This window comes from Xanthomonas sp. GPE 39 (genome assembly GCF_000963005.1).
GTDB lineage: Bacteria > Pseudomonadota > Gammaproteobacteria > Xanthomonadales > Xanthomonadaceae > Xanthomonas_A.
Genome location: NZ_JZHZ01000007.1, coordinates 1,840,547 through 1,859,167 on the forward strand (window position 1 = coordinate 1,840,547; position 18,621 = coordinate 1,859,167).

Annotated in this window: 17 protein-coding genes; 15 read left to right on the forward strand and 2 right to left on the reverse strand. The window is 63.7% G+C overall.

Features of this window, described 5'->3' with window-relative positions; all coding sequences use genetic code 11:
- Positions 1-58 precede the first annotated feature (58 nt).
- The 13 genes from XALGPE39_RS07755 (at position 59) to XALGPE39_RS07815 (ending at position 14,888) form a co-directional block, all read left to right on the forward strand.
- Entirely contained in the window at positions 59-1,057 is a 999-nt protein-coding gene (locus XALGPE39_RS07755) for a metalloregulator ArsR/SmtB family transcription factor (RefSeq protein WP_045727684.1), read from the forward strand.
- Positions 1,054-2,196 carry a homocysteine S-methyltransferase family protein gene (locus XALGPE39_RS07760; RefSeq protein WP_045727685.1) on the forward strand — a complete coding sequence of 381 codons (1,143 nt, stop codon included), beginning with the start codon at positions 1,054-1,056 and terminating at the stop codon, positions 2,194-2,196. The genes XALGPE39_RS07755 and XALGPE39_RS07760 overlap by 4 nt, the downstream gene beginning before the upstream one ends.
- Positions 2,197-2,306: 110 nt before the next feature.
- A complete protein-coding gene (metH, locus tag XALGPE39_RS07765) occupies positions 2,307-5,093 on the forward strand; it encodes a methionine synthase (RefSeq protein WP_045727686.1) in 2,787 nt (928 codons plus the stop codon).
- Between the two features lie 425 nt (positions 5,094-5,518).
- The gene (locus tag XALGPE39_RS07770; protein ID WP_045727687.1) at positions 5,519-6,223 is read left to right on the forward strand and encodes a response regulator transcription factor; all 705 of its coding nucleotides are present in this window, start codon (positions 5,519-5,521) and stop codon (positions 6,221-6,223) included.
- Positions 6,220-7,638: a sensor histidine kinase gene (locus tag XALGPE39_RS07775; protein WP_045727688.1), complete on the forward strand. Its 1,419-nt coding sequence runs from the start codon at positions 6,220-6,222 to the stop codon at positions 7,636-7,638. Before XALGPE39_RS07770 ends, XALGPE39_RS07775 begins: the two co-directional genes overlap by 4 nt.
- Positions 7,635-9,044 (forward strand): TolC family protein, encoded by a 1,410-nt coding sequence (locus XALGPE39_RS07780; RefSeq protein ID WP_045727689.1) that lies wholly within the window; start codon positions 7,635-7,637, stop codon positions 9,042-9,044. The genes XALGPE39_RS07775 and XALGPE39_RS07780 overlap by 4 nt, the downstream gene beginning before the upstream one ends.
- Positions 9,044-10,177 (forward strand): ABC transporter permease, encoded by a 1,134-nt coding sequence (locus XALGPE39_RS07785; RefSeq protein WP_045727690.1) that lies wholly within the window; start codon positions 9,044-9,046, stop codon positions 10,175-10,177. The genes XALGPE39_RS07780 and XALGPE39_RS07785 overlap by 1 nt, the downstream gene beginning before the upstream one ends.
- Positions 10,174-10,938, forward strand: coding sequence for an ABC transporter ATP-binding protein (locus tag XALGPE39_RS07790; protein WP_045727691.1), 765 nt, complete (start codon positions 10,174-10,176; stop codon positions 10,936-10,938). Before XALGPE39_RS07785 ends, XALGPE39_RS07790 begins: the two co-directional genes overlap by 4 nt.
- Entirely contained in the window at positions 10,935-11,843 is a 909-nt protein-coding gene (locus tag XALGPE39_RS07795; protein WP_045727692.1) for an HlyD family secretion protein, read from the forward strand. Before XALGPE39_RS07790 ends, XALGPE39_RS07795 begins: the two co-directional genes overlap by 4 nt.
- Before the next feature lie 208 nt (positions 11,844-12,051).
- Positions 12,052-12,879: an alpha/beta fold hydrolase gene (locus XALGPE39_RS07800; protein ID WP_045729058.1), complete on the forward strand. Its 828-nt coding sequence runs from the start codon at positions 12,052-12,054 to the stop codon at positions 12,877-12,879.
- On the forward strand, positions 12,879-13,241 hold the full coding sequence (locus XALGPE39_RS07805) for an EamA family transporter (protein ID WP_045727693.1): 363 nt from the start codon (positions 12,879-12,881) through the stop codon (positions 13,239-13,241). The genes XALGPE39_RS07800 and XALGPE39_RS07805 overlap by 1 nt, the downstream gene beginning before the upstream one ends.
- Complete coding sequence (locus XALGPE39_RS07810; protein ID WP_045727694.1) at positions 13,238-13,636, forward strand: EamA family transporter; 399 nt, start codon at positions 13,238-13,240, stop codon at positions 13,634-13,636. The genes XALGPE39_RS07805 and XALGPE39_RS07810 overlap by 4 nt, the downstream gene beginning before the upstream one ends.
- Entirely contained in the window at positions 13,626-14,888 is a 1,263-nt protein-coding gene (locus XALGPE39_RS07815) for a DegT/DnrJ/EryC1/StrS family aminotransferase (protein WP_045727695.1), read from the forward strand. The genes XALGPE39_RS07810 and XALGPE39_RS07815 overlap by 11 nt, the downstream gene beginning before the upstream one ends.
- Positions 14,889-15,014: 126 nt before the next feature.
- Here XALGPE39_RS07815 and XALGPE39_RS07820 read toward each other — a convergent pair whose 3' ends face one another.
- Entirely contained in the window at positions 15,015-15,902 is an 888-nt protein-coding gene (locus XALGPE39_RS07820) for an arginase family protein (protein WP_045727696.1), read from the reverse strand.
- Position 15,903: 1 nt separating this feature from the next.
- On the reverse strand, positions 15,904-16,971 hold the full coding sequence (locus XALGPE39_RS07825; RefSeq protein WP_045727697.1) for a GNAT family N-acetyltransferase: 1,068 nt from the start codon (positions 16,969-16,971) through the stop codon (positions 15,904-15,906).
- 82 nt (positions 16,972-17,053) lie between these two features.
- Between XALGPE39_RS07825 and XALGPE39_RS07830 the strand changes: the two genes are divergently transcribed.
- Positions 17,054-17,317 (forward strand): acyl carrier protein, encoded by a 264-nt coding sequence (locus XALGPE39_RS07830; RefSeq protein ID WP_045727698.1) that lies wholly within the window; start codon positions 17,054-17,056, stop codon positions 17,315-17,317.
- Positions 17,318-17,324: 7 nt separating this feature from the next.
- Positions 17,325-18,563, forward strand: a complete 1,239-nt coding sequence (locus XALGPE39_RS07835; RefSeq protein WP_045727699.1) for a beta-ketoacyl-[acyl-carrier-protein] synthase family protein — start codon at positions 17,325-17,327, stop codon at positions 18,561-18,563.
- Positions 18,564-18,621 lie beyond the last annotated feature (58 nt).

Below are 18,621 nucleotides of genomic sequence, written 5' to 3' on the forward strand. Positions count from 1 at the left end.
CTTGACCCGACCTACGTGGCAACCGAAAATATCTCTATATCGCGATATGGAGATATTTATGGATCTGGAGGACTGGTCGACCAGATTGAAGGTGTTCGCCGATGCGACCCGGGTACGCCTGTTGGCGCTACTGGAGCAAGAAGAACTGACCGTGGCCGAACTCTCGGCGATCACCCGCCTGGCGCAACCGCGCGTCTCGACCCATCTGGCCAAACTCAAGGAGGCCGGGCTGGTCCGCGACCGCCGTGCTGGCGTGTCGGCCTATTATCGCTTCGACGAAAGTCTACTGGATCCGGCGCAACGCGCACTGTGGCTGGCGCTGAGCACCGGCAGCGACGACCCGCTGCTGCGCCAGGACGCCGAACGCGTGGCAGCAGTCCTGGCCAACCGCGCCACCGACCAGAACTGGGCCGACTCGGTCGCCGGCGACATGGAACGCCACTATTCGCCCGGGCGCACTTGGGAAGCGCTGGCGCGCACCGCACTGCCGCTGCTGGAAACCGGCGACGTCCTGGATATCGCCTCCGGCGACGGCGTCCTGGCCGAGCTGGTCGCCCCGCATGCGCGGCGCTACGTGTGCATCGACACCAGCGCGCGCGTGGTGGCCGCGGCCAGCGAACGCTTGCGGCGGCTGAGCAACGTGGAGGTGCGCGAGGGCGATATGCATGCGCTGCCATTCGCTGATGCCAGCTTCGACCTGGTGGTGATGATGCACGCGTTGACCTACGCCACCAAACCGGCGCACGCTGTCTGGGAATCGGCGCGCGTGTTGCGCCCCGGCGGTCGCTTGTTGCTCTGCAGCCTGGCCCACCACGAACACAAGGCCGCCGTGCAGGCCTACGGGCATGTCAACCTCGGCTTCTCGGCCAAGGAACTGCGCAAGTTCATCCACAAGGCTGGACTGGAGGTCTCCAGCCTGGAAACCGTGACCCGGGAAAAGCGCCCGCCGCATTTCGAGGTGATTTCGTTGATCGCGGTCAAGCCGGGAGAAACGAGCACGCCCGCGCATCCGGAAAATCTTCCATCATCCAAGATCAGTACGGGAACCCTGTCATGAACGCCTCCGCCTCTCCTCAAGGCCCAAGCCTGCCCTGGCTGCATCCGCAGCGGGCGCAGGCGCTGCTGCAGGCGCTGTCCGAGCGCATCCTCATCATCGATGGCGCGATGGGCACCATGATCCAGGGCCATGGCTTGCAGGAAGCCGATTATCGCGGCGAGCGTTTCGCCGCCGGCTACGACAGCGCGCAAGCCCAGCATGTGCATGGCCCTGGCTGCGATCATGCGGTGCATGGTCACGACCTGAAAGGCAATAACGATCTCTTGCTGCTGACACGCCCGGAAGTGATCGCCGAGATCCACCGCGCCTATCTCGAAGCCGGCGCCGACCTGCTCGAAACCAATACCTTCAACGCCACCGCGATCAGTCAGGCCGATTACCATCTGGAACACTTGGTCTACGAACTCAACAAAGCCGGCGCGCGGGTCGCGCGCGAGTGCTGCGACGCGGTGGAAGCACAACAAGCCCGCGACGGCGGACCGGACAAACCACGCTTTGTGATCGGCGTCCTCGGCCCGACCAGCCGCACCGCCTCCATCAGCCCCGACGTCAACGACCCCGGCTACCGCAACACCAGCTTCGACGAACTGCGCGCCACCTACCGCGAAGCCATCGATGGCCTGATCGACGGCGGTGCCGACACGCTGATGGTCGAGACGATCTTCGATACCCTCAACGCCAAGGCCGCGCTGTACGCGATTGAGGAGGTGTTCGACGCGCGCGGCGGACGCCTGCCGGTGATGATCTCCGGCACCATCACCGATGCCTCCGGACGCACCCTGTCCGGACAGACCGCCGAAGCGTTCTATGCCTCGGTCGCGCATGGTCGGCCACTGTCGGTCGGTTTGAACTGCGCGCTAGGGGCCAAGGATCTGCGACCACACGTGGAGACCCTGGCGCGGATCGCCGACGGCTACGTCAGCACGCACCCCAACGCCGGCCTGCCCAACGCATTCGGCGAATACGACGAAAGCCCAGAGGAAATGGCCGCCACGCTGAAAGAATTTGCCGAAGCGGGGCTGTTGAATCTGGTCGGCGGTTGCTGTGGCACCACCCCGGCCCACATCCGCGCGATCGCCGAGGCAGTGCGCGGGCTGCGTCCACGCCTGCCGCTGGCAGCGCAGCGGCAGGCCGCCTGAGATGCACACACAGCGCGGCGCTGTCGCCACCGCCTTACCGATGGCTCGGCGCCTGCGCGCCGCCGCGTCTGTGCGCTCGTGCACCTGCCCGCTCCTGGAACGCTGATCCAATGTCTTCCGCTCGCATCACCCGCTTGTCCGGTCTGGAACCCCTGCTACTGACTCCGGATCTGCTGTTCGTCAATGTCGGCGAGCGCACCAACGTCACTGGCAGCGCACAGTTCCGCAAGCTGATTAAGGAAGAACGCTACGAGGAGGCTGTGGAGGTGGCGCGCCAGCAAGTCGCCAATGGCGCGCAAATTCTCGACGTCAACATGGACGAGGGTCTGATCGACTCGGAGAAAGCGATGGTGCGCTTTCTCAACCTGATCATGTCCGAGCCGGACATCGCACGTATTCCGGTCATGGTCGACTCTTCCAAGTGGAGCGTGATCGAGGCCGGACTGAAGTGTCTGCAGGGCAAGAGCGTGGTCAACTCGATTTCGCTCAAGGAAGGCGAAGCGGTGTTCCTCGAACAGGCGCGCAAAGTGCTGCGCTACGGCGCCGCAGCGGTGGTAATGGCGTTCGATGAAGTCGGCCAGGCCGATACTTGCGCGCGCAAAGTCGAGATCTGCACCCGCGCCTACCGCATCCTGACCGAGCAGGTCGGCTTTCCGCCCGAAGACATCGTGTTCGATCCCAACATCTTCGCCGTCGCCACCGGGATCGAGGAGCACGACAACTACGCGGTCGACTTCATCGAAGCCACCCGCATCATCAAGCGCACCCTGCCCCACTGCCACGTCTCCGGCGGCGTCTCCAACGTTTCCTTCTCCTTCCGCGGCAACGAGAGCGTGCGTCAGGCGATTCACTCGGTGTTTTTGTACCACGCGATCTCCGCCGGCATGGACATGGGGATCGTCAATGCCGGCGGCATGCCGATCTACGACGAGCTGGACGCCGAACTGCGCGAGCGAGTGGAGGACGTGATCCTCAATCGCCGCCGCGACGCCACCGAGCGACTGCTGGAAATCGCCGAGCGTCACAAGAAGACCGGCACACGCGAAACCGGACTTGCCACGCGAGAAAAACTGGTCTGGCGTGAGAAAACCGTGCGCGAGCGCCTGAGTCACTCGCTCGTGCACGGCATCGACGAGTTCATCGAGCTGGACACCGAAGAAGCCCGGCAACAGTCCTCGCGGCCGTTGGACGTCATCGAAGGGCCGTTGATGGACGGCATGAATGTGGTCGGCGACCTGTTCGGTGCCGGCAAGATGTTCCTGCCGCAAGTGGTGAAATCGGCACGGGTGATGAAGAAGGCCGTCGCCTACCTGCTGCCGTACATCGAAGCGGAAAAGCGGCGCAGTGGCGATACCGCCAAGTCCAACGGCAAGATCATCATGGCCACGGTCAAGGGCGACGTGCACGACATCGGCAAGAACATCGTCGGCGTGGTCCTGGCTTGCAACAACTTCGAGGTGGTCGATCTTGGTGTGATGGTGCCAACCCAGACCATCCTCGACCGCGCCCGTGCCGAAAACGCCGACATCATCGGCTTGTCCGGGCTGATCACGCCATCGCTGGAAGAGATGACCCACGTCGCGCGCGAGATGCAGCGGCAAGGCTTCTCGATTCCGCTGTTGATCGGTGGCGCCACTACCTCGCGTGCGCATACCGCATTGAAGATCGACCCGCACTATGCCGCACCAACCGTGTGGGTGAAGGACGCCTCGCGCGCGGTCGGCGTGGCCCAATCGCTGATTTCGCGCGAACTGCGCGCTGCATTCATCGCCTCCAACGACGCCGATTACGCCGAAATTCGCCAACGCCACAAGAATCGCGGCGACGCCAAACGCCTGGTCACACTGCAACATGCGCGCGCACAACGCTTCGACGGTGGCTGGGACACCTACACGCCCCCCGCGCCGCTACAACCGGGGCTGCATGTATTGGAGGACTACCCTCTACCCGAGCTGATCGAACTGATCGACTGGACGCCTTTCTTCCAGGCATGGGAACTGGCGGGCAAGTTCCCGGCGATCCTCACCGACGAAATCGTCGGCCAGCAGGCCAGCGAGCTGTATCAGGACGCACGCGTCATGCTCAAGCGCATCGTCGAGGAAAAATGGCTGACCGCCAAAGCCGTGTTCGGACTATGGCCGGCGCAGTCGGTGGGCGACGATGTGGAGGTCCTGATTGCCGACACGCACTGCGCGACTGATGACGCGGCAACACCCGATGCGCCCAGCGGCTCCGCTCTTGGCGCATGCGCATCGTCAGCCTCTATTCCAGCGTCCCAGCATGTGCTGCACTTTTTACGCCAGCAAGTGGACAAGCCCGTCGAGCGCCCGGACTTCTGCCTGGCCGATTTCATCGCTCCGCGCGATAGCGGCAAACAGGACTGGATTGGTGCGTTCGCGGTGACCGCCGGGCTCGGCATCGAGCCGCATGTGGCCCGCTTCGAGGCCGCACACGACGATTACAACGCGATCCTGCTCAAGGCACTGGCAGACCGCCTGGCCGAAGCGCTGGCCGAACGCCTGCATCAGCGCGTGCGTACCGAGTTCTGGGGCTACGCCAACGACGAGACGTTGGACAACGACGCCCTCATCTCCGAACGCTACCGTGGCATCCGTCCTGCGCCCGGCTACCCGGCTTGTCCCGACCACAGCGAGAAACACACCTTGTTCGCCATGCTCGACGCCGAGCGCAACGCGAGCATGTCGCTGACCGAAAGTTTTGCGATGCTGCCGACCGCGGCGGTATCGGGTTACTACTTCAGCCACCCGCACAGCCAGTATTTCGTGGTGGGACGGCTGGGCAAGGAACAGGTCGCCGACTACGCACGGCGCAAGAACGTGCCGCTGGCGCAGGCTGAACGCTGGTTGGCCTCGAACCTGGACTACGATCCCGAATAAAAGCGGACATCCAAATTCAGCAAAGCGATGCCGGGCAAAGCCAGCAGCGCAAAGGGCATCCGTCGCCTGGGGTGCCCACAATGGCATCGAGACTGGATACAGCGGCCGCTCCCAACAGCAGCGCTGGACCAAACAGCCTTGTGAAGCTGGACCTGCGCTGGAGCAGGCATGTCAAAAGCGCGCGGTGTCGTTGTAAACGACCTGGCATGCCAATGACCATCGCGCCTGACGATCAGCCAACCAGGCGTGCATGTTCAGGCTTTTCCAACGCCCCACAGCACGCAAGGCGGACCTTACCAGGTGACAGCAGCACGGAACGCAAGCACAATTATCGTCTGCGTTAAGTGAAAAAATCCATCGTAACGATTCCGTTAACGCCAATTACGACGGTTTCCCAACACCCTGGCTGCAATCATTCACAGGTTATGCGCATCTTGGTCGCCGAAGACGATACTTCCATTGCCGTTGCGCTACGCGATTCGCTTATCGAATGTGGCCATGTGGTCGACCACGTCAGCGATGGTGCCGCTGCCGATCACGCGCTCCTGGCCGAGTCCTACCATCTTCTGGTGCTGGATCTAGGCCTGCCACGCCGCGACGGGCTGCAGGTGCTGCAACGCTTGCGCGAACGCCGCGACAAGATTCCGGTTCTCGTCGTGACCGCGCGCGACGCGGTGGAAGACCGTATCCAAGCACTCGACCAGGGCGCTGACGACTATCTCATCAAGCCATTCGAACTGTCCGAATTCCTAGCCCGCACGCGCGCACTCCTGCGTCGCAGCAGCAGTGGCGGCGTTCCTGAGCTGGTCATGGGCCAATTGCGGATCAACTTGGCCGGGCGCCGGGTCTGGCTGCAAGATAAGCCACTGGATCTGACCGCACGCGAATTTGCCTTACTGGAAACCCTGCTGCTGCGCAGCGGGCGCGTGATCAGCCGTGGCCAGTTGACCGAAGCGCTGTGCGATTGGCAACAAGAAATCACCGACAATGGCCTGGACATCTCCATGCACCGCCTGCGCCGCAAGCTGCATGGCACGGGGGTCGGCATCCGCACCATCCGTGGGCTAGGTTACATGCTGGAAGAATCGCACGCTGCTGCATCCACCACTGATGCGCCGCCTCAGCAGTGAGCACAGCCGCAGCGGCGCGACAGCCGGCATACCGCCATCCCAGCCTACGTCGACGATTGCTGGCGTTCCTGCTGATTCCAACACTGCTGTTGATGCTGCTGGTGTCGGCGCTGTTTTATGTGGCGATGCTCAAATACAGCAACCATGTGCACGACATGGACTTGAAGGAAGAGGCACAAGCCCTGGCGAAGGCCATCAACGACACTGGCGAGCAGTTGCCATTATCGCTGCAGACACGGCGACTGTTGGAGTACAGCAACAGCAGCCGGATCTTTTTCGAGGTGCGCAGCCGCCGTTATGGCGTCATCAGCAGCAGCGCACAGCACATTCCCGAGCACCCCGCTCCTGCCCAGACGGGGCGAGTGATGCTGTACAGCACGCGCATGGCCAACGGCGTACCAGTGCGCGCGGCCAGCCTGTTGCTACCCTCCACCCGCAGCGCAGAGGACTGGCTGACGGTCTCCGTCGCCGAAACCCTGGACGACCGCCAACGACGCGCACGCGAGATCCTGTTGTTGATGCTCCCCACCGAACTGCTGCTCACCTGCTCCCTGTTCGTCCTGGTTTGGCATGGCGTGAAAATTGGCCTGCGTCTACTGGGACCGGCAGTGCAACGGCTCGACGACAGCCAGCGCGACTTCAGCCCGATCTCCGGTCCGGACATCCCGCTGGAGGTGCTGCCACTGACACAGGCAATCGATGGCCTGCTCGGCCGGATCAAACAATTGATGGCACTGCAGGAACGCTTCGTCGCCGACGCGGCGCACCAATTGCGCACACCGCTGGCAGGGCTGAGCATGCACGTACAACGCGCCCAGGCCAGCAAAAGCCCGCAAGACAGCGCGCAAGCACTGCAACACATCCGCCGACTCACTGACCGTGCCACTCGCACCTCCACCCAGTTACTGGCGCTCACACGCACCCTGACTCCACGTGAAAGCATCCGGCCTTTGCTGCCACTGGACCTGACGCAATGGCTGCCGCAAGCCCTCACCGAACGCATCCCCGACGCACTGCACGCGGATGTGGACCTGGGCTACGACGGCGGAGACAGCGACACCGCCTGGGTGGCCGCCGATGCCTGGGCACTGCGCGAATTGCTCGATAATCTGCTGGACAATGCCTTCCGACACGCCGCCAACAACATGGTCACCGTCAGCCTGCGCTGCGATGGACAACACGTCCTGTTGGCGGTGGACGATGCGGGCACGGGCGTAGACGAGGCCTTGCTGCCACGTCTGGGCGAGCGTTTCTTCCGTGCGCCCGACGCGCCCGAAGGCGGGACCGGGCTGGGTCTGGCGATCGTCGCCAACATCGCCGCGCGGCATCATGCGAAAATCCGCTATACGCGCTCGGCACTTGGAGGCTTACGCGCCGAACTGGATCTGCCAGCCAACACGGAACCAAAGGCATGAGTGCGCAGCACACGTTTTTGCACAGCATCCTGGCGCTGCTCGTCATCGCACTGGGCGGCTGTGCCAGCACCCCATTACCGGATCTGACTCAGCCACTGCCCACGCACTGGTCCGATGTACCGGAAGCAGCCAACCCGCGTCCCGCAGGCAGCGCCTGGTGGCAGGACTTCCACGACCCGCAACTCGATGCACTGGTCGCACAAGCGCTGCACGAGGACCTCGACGTGGCCCAGGCACTGGCCAAATTGCGTGCGGCGCGGCGCATGAATTCGGTCGTCGACGCTCCCCTTCGCCCGCAACTCCACATCCGCACCGAAGAGCCGATCGACCCTGACGCCAGCGCCTCGTTCCTGGTCGCCGGTGTCAACGCCGAATGGGAACTTCCCCTCTTCGGACGCGACAAGGCGAACCACCTCGTGGCCAGCGGCGACCTGCAGAGCGCGCAAGCCAATCTGGCACAGGTACGTGCCTCCACCATTGCCGATGTGGTGCGCTACTGGATCGATCTGCGTCATGCGCAACAGGCCGAACGTCTGTCGCAGGACATCGCCACCGCACGCCAGCAGCAGGCGACACTGCAGGCGGCACTGGTCCGGTTGCAACTGGCCGCTCCAGCCACCGAGGCGCAGGCGCAGGCCGCCGCCGCGCAGGCGCAAACCGCGGTGGAGGAACCGCGCCGCGCTGCGGCCGCCGCCGCGCAGCGACTGGCGGTGCTGTTGGGACGCTCCGCGCCAGATCCAGCCTGGACCGCGACGACCGCCGCGACGGCTCCACCAGCGTTACAGATCGCCGCAATCGACAGCGTGCCGGCCGACCTGCTGCGTCGACGGCCCGACATCGCCGCGCATGAGGCCGATGTGCTCAGCGCCGCAGGCCAGCTCGGCATCGCCAAAGCCGACCGCTACCCGAGCATTGGCCTGGGCGGTGCGATCCGCTGGTCCACCAAACTGGTGAGCTACCGACGCACGTCCACCCACGGCATCGCCTCAGTCGGGCCGCTCGTCGACATTCCGCTATTCGACTGGGGCCTGCGTAAGGCGAAGGCACAGGCGCACAGCGACTTGCTGGAAGCCGCCGCCCTGGCCTATCGGCAAAATGTGCTGGAAGCGGTGGCAGAGGTGCAGAACGCCCTGGGCACGTTCGAACAGCAACGACAGAACGCCCAGACCCAACAGCAAACACTGCAGGCCCTGCAACAGGTTGCCGACGCCACGCAACAAAGGCGGCGGCTGGGCCTGGCCAGCGATCTCGACGTGGCTACGCAGCAGAGTGAGCGTGACCAGGCTGCCTTAGCCCTGTCGGAAACGCAGCGCCAGCGCGACTTGGCCTACGTCGCCCTGCACATGGCGCTGGGAAGTTCGAACACACCGATGCTGGCAAGCGTCAACGAAGGTACCAAGCACTGATGGTCGCGCTAGCCCGCCAGACCCTGCGTTACGAATGGCGCCGTTTCATGCCGGTGGTCGTGTCGGTCGGCTTCGCCAGCCTGCTGCTACTGCTACAGACAGCGCTGGTGCTGGGCATCTTCGGCAGCGCCAGTGTCTACATCTCTGCCTCCAAGACCGACCTGTGGCTGGGCTATCCAGGCACACAGAGCGTGGACCAGGGCCGCCAGATCGACCCAGACGCGGCCATGCCGCTGTATCTGGATCCACGGGTAGCGCAGATCGAACCATTCGTGTGGCTCGACGGCGACTGGCGCGGCCCAAGCGATAATGGCGCTGTGTCGATCTACGTCTCCGGCATCGATACCCGTGATGACGGGCTGATGTTCGCGCGACTGCTCAGTCCAGCGCAACGCGCAGCCCTGCGCGAGCCGGACACGGTGATCGTGGACCGCTCGGAACTGGACAAACTCGGCGTCGGGATCGGCAGTAGCGCGCGCATCAACGGCCACCGAGTCCGGGTGATCGGCGTCGGTCGCGGCCTACGCACGCTAGGTGGGGTCAACATCCTGACCTCGCTGGATACCGCACGCATCCTCAACAGCGACGCCGCGCATCCGGATTGGCCGACCTACATCGTGGCGCGGCTGCGTCCAGGTACCGATCAGCAAACGGTGGCGCAAGCCATCGCCGGCATGACAACACCCAGACGCGTCCAGGTCTGGAGCGCGAACGATTTCGCCCGGCGCACCATCTTGTTCTGGATGTTCAACACCGGCGCCGGTTCCGGTGTGCTGTTCATTGGCGGCATCGTGCTCCTTGTCGGCATGGCGGTCACCAGCCAGACGTTACTGGCGACCGTCCTCGGTGCCACCCGCGAATACGCCACGCTCAATGCGCTGGGAGTGAGCATGCGTGCACTGCGCTGGGTAGTGCTGGAGCAAGCCGCCTGGGTTGGCGCGCTGGGGCTGGCCGGAGCCAGTGTCCTGGGCGCGGCGCTGGTGGCACTGGGGCGTGCGCACGACGTGCCAGTGGCATTCGACGCTAGCGGCTGGGCCCTGTGTATCTGCGCGGTACTCCTACTGACCTTCGTCTCGGCCTTGGCCGCGCTACGCGGACTGCGCCGCGCCGATCCCGCGTTGCTGCTGCGATGAGCCAGATCTTCTCTCCCACCAAATTGCATCAAGCCACCGCTTCGCTAAGCGGCAGTGGACTGTGCAAAAGTTTCACCTCCGGCAAGCTGCGCACAACGGTGTTGCATGACGTGGCACTGCAGGTCTGGCAGGGCGAACTCACCCTGATTTCCGGCCCATCCGGTTGCGGCAAGAGCACCTTGCTCTCGATCCTCAGCGGCTTGCAACCTGCCGATGCCGGCCAGGTGATTGCGCTGGGCGAAGACCTGGGCCTGCTCGGTGCGACCGCGCTGGAACACTTCCGCCTGCGCCACACCGGCTTCATCTTCCAAGGCTTCAATTTGTTTCCAGCGTTATGCGCCCTGGACCAGGTCTGCCTGCCTCTGCAGTACATGGGCATGGCCGCAACCGAGGTGCGCACGCGCGCCGAGGAAGCACTGGCCGAAGTCGGCATCGCCCACCGCCGGCACCTGCGTCCAGCAGAACTCTCCGGTGGCGAGAAGCAGCGCGTCGCGATCGCTCGCGCCCTGGCCAAGCATCCGGCGCTGTTGTTCGCCGACGAACCGACCAGCGCACTGGATGCTGGCAATGGCCAGATCGTGATCGACTTGCTCCACCGCATCGCGCGCCGCCACAACACCATGGTGCTGTGCGTGAGCCACGATCCACGCCTGATCCGCCATGCCGACCGCGTGCTGTCGATGGAAGACGGCCGCATCCTCGACGACCGTCGCATGACCCAACCCCCCTCGCCCCTGCCCTCTCGGAATCCCGCACCATGAAAGCGTTTGCCATTGCGCCCTTGCTGAGTTTGTTGCTGGTCGCATGCGCGCCGTCGGACCGTGCCTCAGAGACCACGTCGGCATCGGCAGCGCCACCAGCGTATCTGGCGGTCGCACGCGGTCGCATCGATGTGGAAGGCGGCGTACTGAAACTTGGCCTGCCGGTCAGCGCAACGCTACGCGAAGTCGCGGTTCACGAAGGCGATGCCGTACAGCGCGGTGCACTCCTGGTTGCCGCCGACGACCGCGCCGCCGCCTTGGCACTGGACATCGCCCACACCCACGCACAGGCCGCCGCGACACATGTGCACCAATTGCAACAGCGCCTGGGACATGTCCAACAACATCAGCGACGGCTGGCAGAAGCCGCGCGCCTGGGCGCAGGCGACGAACAGAGTGCCGACGACGCCAACGACGCGGTGCAGAGCCTGGACGACGAGTTGCAAAACGCCCGCAGCGACGCCGCACTGGCCGATGCGCAAGTGCGCGCCGCCGAATTACAGCGTGCGCAATACCAGTTGCATGCGCCTGTGGCCGGCCGGGTCCTGCAACTCTCGGCTGCAGTCGGCACCCGCAGCGAGGCCAACACCCCGCTGCTCACCCTGCTACCGGACGCGCCGCGCCTGGTACGCGCAGAATTAAACGAAAGCTATGCCGGCAGTGTTGCACCCGGCATGAGTGCACAGGTCATCAGCGACGACGGCCGCCAGAGCATTCTCGGCGAAGCGGTCGTGCGTTGGCTGGCACCAGCCTACGGCCAAACGCAACTGCACGACGATACGGCACCGGCCGGCAATGATCGCAGCGTGGGCTGCGTGCTGGCGTTCACGCAGCCCTCGACGCTGCGTCTGGGACAGCGCGTTCTGGTGCGCTTCCGCAATCCGGCCGCAACGCAGCGGCACTGAACACAGGCGACATCGATGACGCTGTCGGCACAGCAAGCACACGCGCACGCCACTCAAACACAGCGGACCTGGGATATCGGCACGATGCCCAACGCGTTGCAGCTCCACGCGCATCTCAGGTTATCAAGGCACCACCGATGAAAGGCTGTTGAAACGCGCAGAGGCGAACCTGCGCGGATTACCGATACTGCGCAACCGCGCCATTGCGATGACTCAATCTGCGGAATTTCACTTCGAAGGCGGCCGTAACGGCGTGCTGCTGATCCACGGCCTGACCGGGACTCCCAACGAAATGCGCCTGCTCGGCAAGAGCTTGCAACGGGAGGGCTTCAGCGTACACGGCGTGCAGTTGGCCGGACATTGCGGCAACGAAGACGATCTACTCGCCACCAGTTGGCGCGATTGGTACGGCAGCGTCGAACAGGCAGCGGCACGCATGCGCCCGCAGTACGACAAGCTATTCGTCGCGGGGTTATCGATGGGCGCACTGCTGGCCTTGCAACTAGCGGTCGAACGCCCGCAGTGGGTGGACGGGGTCGGCGTCCTCGGCGCCACCTTCCGCTACGACGGGTGGAACATTCCCAAGCGTGCGCGGCTGGCGTTCATGCTACTGGTCTTCAAACGCCTGGGCATCGGCAAACGGCGTATGTTCATGGAAGAGCCGCCCTACGGCCTACGCGATGAACGCATTCGCGCCCAGGTCAGCGGTGCCATGCTCGGTGGCGATAGCAGTGCAGCCGGCCTCCCCGGCAACCCATGGTATGCCCTGGCCGAAATGTATCTGCTCTCGCGCCAGGTGCGGCGAAATCTGGCCAAGGTCAAAGCGCCGTGCCTGGTCGCACACGCGGCCGATGACGACATCGCCAATCCACGCAACGCGCATCTGGTCGTGGCCAATGTCTCCGGTCCGACGGAATTGCTCCTGCTACACGACAGCTACCATATGATCACCCTGGATCGGGAACGGCGTGTCCTCAGTGCACGCCTGGCGCAGTTCTTCTCCGCACTGACCAACAAGCCACAGCAGGAAGCGTGATGGCGATGCAGGCATCGGTCGTAGGCGTGTGGTTGGCGACGGTGACGTTAGAAACCGTCGCCCAACTCACCTTCAAACACGTCGCCAGCAACCCGCAGGGCAGCGGTGCGACTCGCTGGCTGAGCATCGCACGGCAACCGTATCTATGGCTGGCCTTGAGTTGCTACGCGCTGGAGTTCTTCGCCTGGGCGGCATTCCTCTCGCTGGTTCCGCTGGGCCGCGCTGTGCTGCTGGGTTCGATCAATATCGTGGTCGTCATGCTCGCCGGGCACTGGCTGTTCGGCGAACGGCTTGAACGCATGCAAGTGGCCGGCATGTGCCTGATCAGCACCGGCGTGGCCATCATCGGACTCGGCACATGAGCCGCACCGCATTGCATCGCTATGCAGTGGGCTTCGCCCTGCTGATGAGCTTCGATACCATTGCCCAGATCAGCTTCAAGTTGGCCGGTAGCGACGCATTCCCGCCACAGGCCGAGCTAGCTTGGCTACTGAGGCTGCTCACCAGCCCCTGGCTGTACTGTGCCCTGTTGAGCAACATCGGTTCGTTCTGTATCTGGATGAAATTACTCGAAGACGCGCCGATCGGACCAGCCTTCGCCGCCTCGCATATGGAAGCGGTCAGCGTGATGCTGATCTCCGCATTCTGGTTCAATGAACGTATCAGCGCACTACAGGCCCTGGGTGCGGTCCTGATCGTCACAGGCATCGTATGCTTGGCCTTGGGCGAGCGCGAAACGCGCGCCGATGCGCATTGAGGTGCCACCAAGCGCAGGATTGCCGCTGCGCTGGCGCGACCTGTTACCGGTCCGCAGCGGCACACGCCTGACCAGCGCGATCGGCCTGCCCGACGCACTGCTCACCTGCTCGGAAACCGCTGCACTCATCATCGCCCTGCGCACCCTGGCCAAGACCAGCCGGCGTCGGCAAGTGCTGGTCTCGGCCTACACCTGTCCACTGGTGGCACTGGCGGTGGCGCACTGCGACTTGCAACTTGTGCTGTGCGATCTGTTGCCCGGTTCGCTCGAACTGGACCCGACACAACTGGCACAGCGCTGCAGCAACGACACCCTGGCAATCATCGCCACCCATCTGGGCGGACGCTTGATCGACCTTGCGCCACTGAGGCGTGCCGCAGAAACGTGCAACGCGATGCTGATCGAAGACGCCACACAGGCACTGGGCGGTATCCACGCCGACGGCACTCCCGCTGGCATGGGCGGCGATATCGGCTTTTGCAGCCTGGCCGCAGGCAAGGGCCTGACCCTGTACGAAGGCGGCCTGCTCATGTCCCGGCATGCGTCATTGCGCCGCGCGCTCGCCGACACCGCCGCACGTCTTGGGCAGCGGGACTGGAACTGGGAACTACGACGTAGCGTCGAATTACTCGCTTACGCTGCGTTGTACCGACCCTATTGGCTGCGCTGGGTGTATGGCCTACCACTGCGTCGCGCACTGCGTCGTGGCGACCGCGTGGCTGCCGCCAACGAGCGCTTCGGAACCACGATTCCACAGCACGCCGTCGGAGCGTGGCGTGAGGCGGTGGGGGTGCGCGCCAGCGCCCGCTGGCCGGCATTCATGGCCCAGGTCCGCGAACAAGGCCGGCAACGCAGCGCACGCCTAGCCACAATCCAGGGATTACACGTCATCACCGACTCACCCGGCGCACAAGGTAGTTGGCCGATCCTGATGGTCCTGCTGCCCGATGCCAACACACGCGAACGCGTGCTGACCGCACTGTGCCCGCGCGGCCTGGGCGTGACGGTGCCGTTCGCACATGCCCTGCCCGACTACGACTCCCTGGAGACGCTCGTCGAGCGCACCGCGATGCCCAACGCTGACGATTTCGCCGCACGCTGTCTGAGCATCAGCAACAGTCCATGGCTGGATGATGCGCGCTTCGAAACAATCGTGGCCACACTTCAGGCCGCCTGCGCCACCGCGATACAGGCGCGCGCCGCAGCCGACATGCAGACCATGTCCATCGATGTGATCGACACCTGCAGCTAAGAGCAGATATCCATCAGCCTGCACCACCTGCGGACGCGCCCGAGTGGCATCTCGATGCAGTTTTTCTGATCGCCAACTAGATCTTTTGCGATCACTCGCAGACAACAAACATCGACACGCTAATGTTTACACGCACCAAGGGCCGCCAGCATCTGCTATCGCCTGCAACAAGCGTTGGTTCAACGCATGTTGTTGCGCCTGCCAAGCCGACAGATCAGCGGGCGACGGCGAGGGTTGCGCGTCTAACGCCGCCAGCCTGCGCTTCCACCACTGCGGATAATGCGCCAGCGACACCTCGCCGGTGATGTCACTGCCGCACAAATGCCCATGCAATACCTGGATCGCAGCCAGCAAATGCGGCACACGCAGTTCGCCCTGATCCCAGTTGGTACGCACGTCCTGAGGATCCAGTACGTCCTTGTCCAGCGATAAGTAGGTCGGCATTGGCGTGGTCCGCAGATGCTCAAGGAAAGCATCGATCATCTCGGCACTACTGGCAAAACCGCGCACCGCCCGCCCCAAACCCAGCCCACGCGCCCAACGCACGTCCACACCACTGCACCAATAGCGCAGCTTGCCGCGATACAGCGGCAGCAGATGGTTCTCCCAGGCATGCGCAAGACCGACGTCACCGGAAGTGATACCGGCCACTTCGATCCGCTCCACCTGCGGCAACGCCGCGATCCGCCTCACCCAGGAACCGCAATGCACCGCAAAAGGGAAGCGCATATTGTCCGGGTGATTATCGAACACCACCACGCGCAAAGGCTTGTGGGTACGCTGGGCCAGCCGCGTGATCAGCGGCAAACTCAGATGATGGAAATCGCCGCTACCAAGCAACACAGTGCCATGCTGCACGGGCAGCGCGGCGTCGAGCATCGCGCCGAAACGGCGTAATCGCGCCAGCGAACAGGCAAAGCGCAGACCATCGCACCAATCGCGTAACGACAGGCGCAACGCATCGGGCACCACGCCCTGCGAACCATCAAGATCCAAGACGACCGGAGCGTGCATTTCATCCCTCATCAGTAATGCCATCGTGCAAGCCCACATCGTCGGACTCGAACCACGGCCGCAACAGCCGCAGCACCAAGCGCAACAGTGGGTTGCGCAGGTAGACGGCGTGCCATGTGTAGGTGAAGCTGGCACCTAGTTGTGCCTTCACCTCTGGATCGGTCCAGCCAGCGACGTAGGCACGTAGCCCATGACGGCAGGCGTAGTCGAGGTTCTCCATCCAACTCAGCGCGTACAGGTTGTGCTCGTGCGAGGCTGGGTAGTGCAGGCCGATGTACTTGTCCAGCAAACGACCATCGTGCACATAACACAGATTCCAACCGATGATGCGCCCATCGTGGCGGTACACGAACATGAGACCACCGGAATCGGAATCGGTCAGTAAAGCATCAAAAAACTCTGCAGTCAGCAGGTCGAAATGCACCTCGCTCTGCGCGTAGACCTCCTGATACAGCGCATAGCACTGCGCGCGTAGCGTCGGGTCGGCGAAGGCGGCCCCCGTCTGTAGCACCTCTATCTGCAGATCGGCACGAGAGCGCAACTTACGGCGAATGTTGCGCCGGCGCGCACGCGACAGACGCGCCAGATATTCGTCTGTCGAGGCAAAATCGATCGGAACCCAGGCCAATGCCTGTCCGCGTAACAGCAAGTAGCCACTGCGCTGGCAGGCGTCCAGAAACGCCTGCATCCAAGCGTTATCGGCCGCGTCCAGAAGCGGCGAAGCTTGCGCGAGATCCTTGACGATCAACAGCGGGCGACGCCGCCCCAACTGCGCCCGCCATTGACATGGCAACTGTGCAGGATCGGCCGCACGCGGCAAGCAGGCATATTCGGTGACGGTGCTACCGACGAAACTGGTGCGTAGCCGCAGCAGGCGTTGCCACAGGCGCTGCCACGGCAGACGCGCCACCCACGCACGCAGCGTCGGGTCGGCTGTGGTGAGCAAGTCGAGGTCCGCCTCGAAGGCCGGCACCCCATGATCCAGCGGGCGAGCCAGGAACCCGACCGGCGGATGTTGCAAGAAGTGCTGCAAGAGTACCGGCGGCTCGAGTTGATTGACGAAAGGCATTTGCAAGATTGATCATTTAACGTGAAGGTGAACGTCACGGCAATAAGCCGCTGTGCGCCATATCATTCACTGCGGAGACCCCATGACCGAGTCCATAGAGTCGCAAATTTACAGCATCGTCGCCAAACACGTCGACATCGATATGGGCAACATGACCCCGGATTCCAAACTGCAGGAGCTGGGCGTAACATCGCTCGAGGCTATCGAAATCATGTTCGACATCGAAGAACACTTCGACATCACATTCCCGGAGCGCGATCCCAACCTGGACGACGGCTCGCTCGGCAAGCTATTGCAGGCAGTGGAAGAAGCACTCGCGGCTAAAGCAGCCAAAGCAACACCGTGACCCAAGCATGACATTTTCGACGTCCAAGCAAGCACAGCGCGTCGTCGTCACCGGCATGGGCGCGGTCAGCGCACTCGGCATCGGCACACAAGCGCTATGGCACGGGATACGCGAGGGCCGCAGCGCCATCTCCGAGCTAGTATCGCCGCATCCAGAATTTAGCCTGAAGATGCGCGTGGCCGCCTCTCTGCGGGAATTCGCACCGGATAAAACCCAACTGCAGGGCATCGACACCAACCAGCTCGACCGCATGACCAAGATGGCCTTGGTCGCGACGCATGAAGCGATCATCCAATCCGGCTTGCACATCGACGCTGCGCTCAGCCCGCGTTGCGCGACGATCATCGGCACTGGCACTGGTCCGGAGGCCTCGCGCGAGGAGCAATTACTCCGGGTGTACCGCGACGGAGAACGCATGCACCCGTTTTCCGTCTTGCGCAGCATGATCAACGCTGCGGCCAGCCAGATCAGCATCGCATTCGGCCTGCGGGGTCCAGCATTCGCCGTGTCCAGCGCTTGCGCTTCGGCCAACCATGCGATCGCACAAGCGGTGCTGATGATCCGTCATGGCCTGGCCGACGTGGTCATCGGCGGCGGTAGCGAAGCACCTCTGAGCGTGGGCGTCATCCGCGCCTGGGAAGCGATGCGGGTGGTCAGCCAGGACACCTGCCGGCCATTTTGTGCGCAACGCAGCGGGATGGTGCTGGGTGAAGGCGCTGGCGTGTTCGTGCTGGAAAGCGCCGCGCATGCAGCCGCGCGTGGCGCCGTCGTGTTGGCGGAACTGGCCGGTATCGGCATGAGTGCCGACGCTGGCGACATCGTCGCGCCCAGCGTCGACGGTACCGCGGCGGCAATACAACTCGCGCTGCAGGATGCCGGTCTGGCACCGGAACAAATCGACTACGTCAACGCTCACGGCACTGGCACAAAGGCCAACGACCGCTGCGAAACCAAGGCGCTGCACCAAGTGTTCGGCGCACACGCTCAGACATTGGCGATCAGCTCGACCAAAGCCGTGCATGGCCATGCCCTCGGCGCCTCCGGCGCGCTGGAACTGGTGGCGACGATCAACGCGTTGCGCGAGCAGGTGGTTCCCCCCACCGCCAACTTCCTCGAAGCCGATCCCGAGTGCGATCTGGACTATGTTCCCGGTCAAGCACGCGCACGCGCGGTACGCGCAGCAATCAGCAACTCGTTCGCTTTTGGTGGACTCAACGCGGTGCTCGCACTGCGCGCGGCGGACTGAGGCTTTCCCGCACGTCACCGCAAATCATGAGAGACGACGCGATCAGGACGCGTCGTCT

Bases quoted from the DNA above. Each gene is read 5' to 3' on its own strand.
- XALGPE39_RS07755 (WP_045727684.1), top strand. From the start codon at position 59: ATGGATCTGGAGGACTGGTCGACCAGATTGAAGGTGTTCGCCGATGCG.
- XALGPE39_RS07760 (WP_045727685.1), top strand. From the start codon at position 1,054: ATGAACGCCTCCGCCTCTCCTCAAGGCCCAAGCCTGCCCTGGCTGCAT.
- metH (WP_045727686.1), top strand. From the start codon at position 2,307: ATGTCTTCCGCTCGCATCACCCGCTTGTCCGGTCTGGAACCCCTGCTA.
- XALGPE39_RS07770 (WP_045727687.1), top strand. From the start codon at position 5,519: ATGCGCATCTTGGTCGCCGAAGACGATACTTCCATTGCCGTTGCGCTA.
- XALGPE39_RS07780 (WP_045727689.1), top strand. From the start codon at position 7,635: ATGAGTGCGCAGCACACGTTTTTGCACAGCATCCTGGCGCTGCTCGTC.
- XALGPE39_RS07785 (WP_045727690.1), top strand. From the start codon at position 9,044: ATGGTCGCGCTAGCCCGCCAGACCCTGCGTTACGAATGGCGCCGTTTC.
- XALGPE39_RS07790 (WP_045727691.1), top strand. From the start codon at position 10,174: ATGAGCCAGATCTTCTCTCCCACCAAATTGCATCAAGCCACCGCTTCG.
- XALGPE39_RS07795 (WP_045727692.1), top strand. From the start codon at position 10,935: ATGAAAGCGTTTGCCATTGCGCCCTTGCTGAGTTTGTTGCTGGTCGCA.
- XALGPE39_RS07800 (WP_045729058.1), top strand. From the start codon at position 12,052: ATGACTCAATCTGCGGAATTTCACTTCGAAGGCGGCCGTAACGGCGTG.
- XALGPE39_RS07805 (WP_045727693.1), top strand. From the start codon at position 12,879: ATGGCGATGCAGGCATCGGTCGTAGGCGTGTGGTTGGCGACGGTGACG.
- XALGPE39_RS07810 (WP_045727694.1), top strand. From the start codon at position 13,238: ATGAGCCGCACCGCATTGCATCGCTATGCAGTGGGCTTCGCCCTGCTG.
- XALGPE39_RS07815 (WP_045727695.1), top strand. From the start codon at position 13,626: ATGCGCATTGAGGTGCCACCAAGCGCAGGATTGCCGCTGCGCTGGCGC.
- XALGPE39_RS07820 (WP_045727696.1), bottom strand. From the start codon at position 15,902: ATGCACGCTCCGGTCGTCTTGGATCTTGATGGTTCGCAGGGCGTGGTG.
- XALGPE39_RS07825 (WP_045727697.1), bottom strand. From the start codon at position 16,971: ATGCCTTTCGTCAATCAACTCGAGCCGCCGGTACTCTTGCAGCACTTC.
- XALGPE39_RS07830 (WP_045727698.1), top strand. From the start codon at position 17,054: ATGACCGAGTCCATAGAGTCGCAAATTTACAGCATCGTCGCCAAACAC.
- XALGPE39_RS07835 (WP_045727699.1), top strand. From the start codon at position 17,325: ATGACATTTTCGACGTCCAAGCAAGCACAGCGCGTCGTCGTCACCGGC.